6 protein-coding genes and 1 riboswitch are annotated in these 5,929 nt (G+C 72.7%); of the genes, 5 read left to right on the forward strand and 1 reads right to left on the reverse strand.

The genetic code is table 11. From position 1 onward, the window contains the following. From ACRDP3_RS05050 to ACRDP3_RS05070, 5 genes are all read left to right on the forward strand, one after another. Positions 1 to 1,285, forward strand: a 1,285-nt coding sequence (locus ACRDP3_RS05050; protein WP_431515592.1) for a lyase family protein, incomplete at its 5' end; no start/stop codon positions are given. Beyond that, positions 1,263 to 2,126: an alpha/beta fold hydrolase gene (locus ACRDP3_RS05055; protein ID WP_431515593.1), complete on the forward strand. Its 864-nt coding sequence runs from the start codon at positions 1,263 to 1,265 to the stop codon at positions 2,124 to 2,126. The genes ACRDP3_RS05050 and ACRDP3_RS05055, both read left to right, overlap by 23 nt. Positions 2,127 to 2,190: 64 nt before the next feature. Further along, positions 2,191 to 3,108, forward strand: a complete 918-nt coding sequence (locus ACRDP3_RS05060) for an oxidoreductase (RefSeq protein WP_431515594.1) — start codon at positions 2,191 to 2,193, stop codon at positions 3,106 to 3,108. Between the two features lie 88 nt (positions 3,109 to 3,196). Then, positions 3,197 to 4,003 carry a response regulator transcription factor gene (locus tag ACRDP3_RS05065; protein ID WP_431515595.1) on the forward strand — a complete coding sequence of 269 codons (807 nt, stop codon included), beginning with the start codon at positions 3,197 to 3,199 and terminating at the stop codon, positions 4,001 to 4,003. Positions 4,004 to 4,239: 236 nt separating this feature from the next. Next, positions 4,240 to 4,412: riboswitch (cyclic di-AMP (ydaO/yuaA leader) on the forward strand. A gap of 5 nt (positions 4,413 to 4,417) precedes the next feature. Then, positions 4,418 to 5,212 (forward strand): transglycosylase SLT domain-containing protein, encoded by a 795-nt coding sequence (locus tag ACRDP3_RS05070; protein WP_431515596.1) that lies wholly within the window; start codon positions 4,418 to 4,420, stop codon positions 5,210 to 5,212. Positions 5,213 to 5,441: 229 nt separating this feature from the next. Here the strand turns inward: ACRDP3_RS05070 and ACRDP3_RS05075 are convergent. Further along, positions 5,442 to 5,929, reverse strand: a 488-nt coding sequence (locus ACRDP3_RS05075) for a thiamine pyrophosphate-dependent enzyme (protein ID WP_431515597.1), incomplete at its 5' end; no start/stop codon positions are given.

Raw genomic sequence — 5,929 nt, forward strand, 5'->3', positions numbered from 1 at the left:
CGCGCGCGCCGACCGCTTCGATGCCCGCGACCTGGCCCTGCGCGCCCGCCCCGGCGGCAACCCGGTGATCCCGCTGGTGGCGGACCTCGCCGCCGCTGCGGGACCGGAGGCGGACCCGTACGTGCACCGTGGCGCCACCAGTCAGGACATCCTCGACACGGCACTGATGCTGGTCGCCGCCCGCACCCTGGACGCCGTGCTGCCCGACCTGATCCGTACGGAGCGGGAACTGGCCATGGTGGCGGCCGAGCACCGTGACACGCCGCTGCCCGGGCGGACGCTGACCCAGCACGCCGTGCCCACGACCTTCGGGCTCAAGGTGGCGGGCTGGCGGAGCCTGGTGCTGGACGCGCACGACCGGCTCGCGGCGGTACGTTCCGCGCTGCCCGTCCAGCTGGGCGGAGCCGCGGGCACCCTGGCGGCGTTCACCGCGCACGCGGAGGCCGACTCCGGAACCGGGACCGGGACCCCGGACGGCGACGTCGGAGCGGCGCTGCTGGCCGCCTACGCGCGGGAACTCGCTCTCGCCGAACCGGCGCTGCCGTGGCACAGCCTGCGCACCCCCGTCGCCGACCTCGGGTCCGCCTGCGGCTTCGCCTGCGGGGCGCTCGGCAAGATCGCCGCGGACGTGCTGGTACTCGCCCGGAACGAGATCGGGGAGGTCGGCGAGGGGGGCGGCGGAACCTCCTCCGCCATGCCGCACAAGTCCAATCCGGTGCGCGCCACCCTGATCGCCGCCGCCGCCCGGCAGGCCCCCGCGCTCGCCTCGGTGCTGCTGGCCTCGCTCGTCGCCGAGGACGAACGCCCCGCCGGCGCCTGGCACGCCGAGTGGCAGCCGGTGCGCGAACTGCTCCGGCTCACCGGCGGGGCCGCCCACGCCGCCGCCGAACTCGCCGAAGGACTGCAGGTCTTCCCGTACCGCATGCACGAACACCTCGCCATGACCGACGGACTCATCGTCAGCGAGCGCTTCACGGTCGCGCTCGGCCCTCTCCTGGGCCGCGCCCGTGCACGGAAGCTGCTCGACGCGGCCTCCCGCAAAGCCGTCGACGAGGGCATCACCCTGGACGAGGCGTTGCAGGAGGAGGAACCGGCGCTGCTCGAACTGCTGTCCAGGGAACGGCTGCGCGACCTCACCGACCCCACCCACTACACGGGTTCCGCGCCCCTGCTCACCGACCGGGCGCTGCGCCGCGCCGCCGCGGCCGAAGGCACAGCCGCCGCACGGTCGCAGCACCAGGCGCAGCCCTGGAGACCCCACGATGACCGCTCCCGGCCCCGCTGAGTCCGGCCCGCTCCCCTACCACCGTCTGGACGGACCGGCCGACGGAACGCCGATGATCCTCGGCCCGTCCCTGGGCACCTCGTTCGCGGTCTGGGAGCCCCAGCTCGCCGCCCTCGTCGGCACCCACCACGTGCTGCGCTGGGACCTGCCCGGCCACGGCGCTTCCCCGGCGGAGCCGATGGCGGGCTCCCCCAGCGCACTGATCCCCACCGACGGCACCGCCACCGTCGCCGACCTCGCCGCGCTGGTGCTGCGCGTCGCCGACGCCCAGGGCTGGGACCGGTTCGGCTACGCCGGGATCTCCCTCGGCGGCGCGGTCGGCCTGCACCTGGCCGCCCACCACGCCGACCGGCTCACGGCGCTCACCGTGGTCTGCTCCTCGGCCCGCTTCGGCGACCCGGCGAGCTGGCGGGAGCGGGCCCGGACCGTACGTACGCACGGCACCCGGATCATGATCGGCTCGCGCCCCGGCACCTGGTTCGCGGACGGCTTCGAGGGCACTCCGCGCGGGGCGGCCCTGGTCGAGGATCTGCGGTGCGCCGACGCCGCGGGGTACGCGGCGTGCTGCGACGTCCTCGCCGCCTTCGACCTGCGCGACCGGCTCGCCGGCATCTCCGTGCCCACCCTGGTGATCGCCGGCCGCGAGGACCCGGCCACGCCGCCCGCGCACGCGCGCGAGATGGTCGACGGCATCCCCGGTGCGGCGCTGGTGGAGGTGGCCGGGGCGGCGCACCTCGCCAACGCCGAGTACCCGGACCAGGTCACCGCCGCGCTGCTCGTCCACCACGACGGCCGCCATGACTACCGGCCGGGGCCGGAGTACCGGGGAGAGCGATGGTGACCGCGTCACCGTGCGCGCACGCGCTCCCTCGCGCTGCCGGGCCGCCCGCAATACGCTGATGCGCATGAGCTGGACGGCGCGCAGCATCTCCGATCAGAGTGGGCGTACCGCGGTGGTGACCGGCGCCAACAGCGGACTCGGTTACGTGGCGGCGCGCGAGCTGGCGCGGCGCGGCGCGCGCGTGGTGCTGGCCTGCCGCAGCGCGGAGCGCGGGGCCGCCGCCCTGGACCGGCTGCTCGACGAGGTCCCGGAGGCGCAGGCGGAGGTGCGCCTGCTGGACCTCGCCGACCTGTCGTCCGTACGGGCCTTCGCGGACACGCTGCCCTGCGAGCGGCTCGACCTGCTCCTCAACAACGCGGGGCTGATGGCGGGGCCGTACGCGCTGACCGCCGACGGCTTCGAGATGCAGTTCGGTGTGAATCACCTGGGGCACTTCGCGCTGACCGGGCTGCTGCTGGAGCGGCTGCTGGCCGCGCCGGACGCCCGCGTGGTGACGGTCACCAGCCTGGCGCACGCCTTCGCCAACATCGACATCAACGACCTCAACAGCGAACGCCGCTACCGGCCCATGCTGGCCTACGCCGCGTCGAAGACGGCCAACCTGCTCTTCGTACGGGAGTTCGCCCACCGGGCGGACCGCGAGGGGCTCCCGCTGATCGTCACCGCCGCCCACCCCGGCTACGCGCGGACCGAACTGCAGGCCAGAGGCCCGCGACTGGCGGGGCGTCCGGTGCGCGAGCGACTCGCCCGCCTGTCCGCCGGGACGCTCGGCTCCTCCGCCGACCAGGGAGCGGCGCCGAGCCTGTACGCGGCCACCGCCCCGTATGTGCACGGTGACTCCTTCTTCGGACCGAGCATCCTCGGCGTGCGCGGTGGCCCGGCCCCGTCCTGGCGTGCCTCCTGGACGCGTAACGACATCGCGGCGGAGCAGCTCTGGACGGTCTCGGAAGAGCTGACGGGGGTCCACTACCGGGGACTGTGACGAGCACGCCTTGGGCGCGCGCCGCACCGTCGGCCATAGTTGCCTCGGTAATACCGGCGTGGCGGCGGGCAGCGAGAGGAGGCCGGTGATGATCCGCGTACTCGTCGTCGATGACGACTTCATGGTGGCCCGGCTGCACAGCACCCTGGTCGAGCGCGTCCCCGGCTTCACCGTCGCGGGTGTCGCGCACAGCGGCGCCGAGGCGCTGGCGGCCGTGCGTGAGCTGCGGCCCGACCTGGTGCTGCTGGACATCTACCTGCCCGACATCCCAGGCCTGGAAGTGCTGCGTGAACTGCGCGGCGGCGCGGCCCCCGAAGAGGGTCCCGACGTGCTGGTCGTCACGGCCGCGCGGGACACCGAGACGGTGCGGGGCGCGCAGCGGGGCGGCGCCGTGCAGTACATCATCAAGCCCTTCGAGGGGGAGCTGCTGCGCGAGCGGCTGCGCCGGTACGCGGAGCGCCGCGCGGCGCTGGCCGCGCTGAGGGCACCGGAACAGGACGACGTGGACCGGCTGTTCGCCGACACCGGGAGTGGCGCCGGCGGGCCGCCCGGCACGGGGAGGTCCGCCGGCGGCGGCGTGCCGCCGACGCTCCCCAAGGGACTCACCGCGCAGACGGCCGAGCTGGTGCGTGGCACGCTCGAGGCCTGCCCGGAGGGTGCGGGCCTGTCGGCGACCGAGTGCGCCGAGCGCAGCGGGCTGTCCCGGGTCAGCGCCCGGCGCTACCTGGAGTACTTCGTGGCCAGGGGCAGCGCGCGCGTCACGCTCCGCTACGGCACCACGGGCCGCCCGGAGCGCCGCTATCACCGCACGGAGCCACCAGGGGAGGGCGGAGGGGGCGGGGAGCGCGGGCGAACAGCACAAAGGGGCGTGACTCCGGTCACAGACCATCCGTGAGCAGCATCACATGAATGCCCGCGGGTGAAGTGGAACCGCCCAATTCCCTTGCCCGACAAGGAACTCACCCGCACACGGGGCGGCGGCTCGGGTATTTCGCGATCTTCCCCTTCTGAGAGATGTGTCCGACTTTCTTGTGGTCGTGAATTCCTTGTGATTAACGTGCAGGAGCCATCGCGTCTCCCGTGCGGTGGCCCACTGCCGGGACGCCTAATCCTGCCGGCCGGCCAGTGGTAAGCCCACATGATCCGAATCGGCAGGAGTGGGGGAACCAGGTAAGCGCCGGGTGCCGCGCAGCGGTCATCCGACTCGGGGTGAAGCCATGCCTGAATGCACACGGCATTCGCGTCTGGCCGGGCAACTCCAGCCCGAATCCGACAGCTCACCTCGCAGGCGTAGGAGAGGAACAGCCCTATGTCCGGACGCGGTCGTCACCGTCGTCAGTCCAATCGCCGTCTCGCGCGCGGAATGTCCCGCGCTTCGCTCGCCATCACCGCCGGAGGCGCCGGCATCGCCCTTCCGCTGGTCGGCGCGGGCAGTGCGCACGCGGCCTCCGTCGACACCCACGCCCCGAAGGCCGGTGTCACTCAGAACAGCGGCTCCGCCACCCAGGCCAAGGCCAAGCCGGAAGCGAAGTCGAAGCCGAAGGCCGAGTCGGGGCCCTACACCGTGGCCTCCGGTGACACCCTCGCGGCCATCGCACGCGAGAAGAGTGTCGAGGGCGGCTGGCAGAAGCTGTACGAGGGCAACCGCGACGTCGTCGGCGGTGACCCTGACCTGATCCTGCCGGGCCAGAAGCTCGAGCTCTCCGGCGGCGAATCGGGTGGCGGGGAATCGGGCGCCAAGCCGCAGGGCGGCGCCGCCACGGCCGACAAGACCAAGAGCTACGGGAACAACCTCGACGGCTGGATTCGCGAGGCCCTGGACGTCATGAAGTCCAATAACATTCCCGGCACCTACGACGGCATCAAGCGCAACATCATGCGCGAGTCCGGCGGTAATCCGAACGCCGTCAACAACTGGGACATCAACGCCCAGAACGGTACCCCGTCCAAGGGTCTGCTCCAGACCATCAAGCCGACCTTCGACGCCTACCACGTCGCAGGCACCGCGAACAGCATGACCGACCCGGTCGCGAACATCGTGGCCGCCTGCAATTACGCGGCGGACCGGTACGGATCGATCGACAACGTGAACGGTCCGTACTGAGGTCTGAGGTACTCAGGTACTGACCTGCGCAAAGCAACACCATGCCGATGGCGGTTTGTTCACCGAGGAATTGGTGAACAAACCGCCATCGGCGTTCGGCACGTCACGTTCCCTCACGGCTGGAAGGTCTCGTCGACTTCCACTTCGACCTCGAGAACGAGCGGCCGGGTGCGGCCGGCCAGTTCGGGCAGTACCGCGTCCAGCTCGGACAGCAACTCGGCATGACCGGTCACCCGGCGCGCGGAACACCCCAGTGCCCGGGCCAGTCCGGCGACGCTGACCTCGTCGAAGGTGGGGGCCAGGGGGTGGTGCCGCCCTGCTTGTCCGCGAGCCTGTCCATGATCGCGTAACGGCCGTTCGCGAGGACGACGAAGACCACACCCACGTCGTAGTGCGCGGCGGTCCACAGCGCCTGCACCTGATAGAGGGACGATCCGTCGCCGACGACGGCGATCACCGGCCGCTCCGGCGCGGCCATCCGGACGCCGATGGCTGCCGGCAGCGCGAATCCCAGGGCGCCCATCGCGGCGCTGAGGAATCCCAGCGGACGCCGGGCGGGGACGAGGGCGTGCAGGTCGGGGCGGCTGGAGGGGGTCTCCTCCACCAGCACGGCGTCGGCGGGCAACCGGTCCGCGAGCGCGGCCAGCACGTGTGCCGCGCGCAGGGACTCGCCTTCCTCCGGCGGAGGCGGCGGCGCCGGCCGGTACGGGCGGGGAC

This window comes from Streptomyces sp., assembly GCF_050698815.1.
GTDB lineage: Bacteria > Actinomycetota > Actinomycetes > Streptomycetales > Streptomycetaceae > Streptomyces.

Bases quoted from the DNA above. Each gene is read 5' to 3' on its own strand.
- ACRDP3_RS05055 (WP_431515593.1), top strand. From the start codon at position 1,263: ATGACCGCTCCCGGCCCCGCTGAGTCCGGCCCGCTCCCCTACCACCGT.
- ACRDP3_RS05060 (WP_431515594.1), top strand. From the start codon at position 2,191: ATGAGCTGGACGGCGCGCAGCATCTCCGATCAGAGTGGGCGTACCGCG.
- ACRDP3_RS05065 (WP_431515595.1), top strand. From the start codon at position 3,197: ATGATCCGCGTACTCGTCGTCGATGACGACTTCATGGTGGCCCGGCTG.
- ACRDP3_RS05070 (WP_431515596.1), top strand. From the start codon at position 4,418: ATGTCCGGACGCGGTCGTCACCGTCGTCAGTCCAATCGCCGTCTCGCG.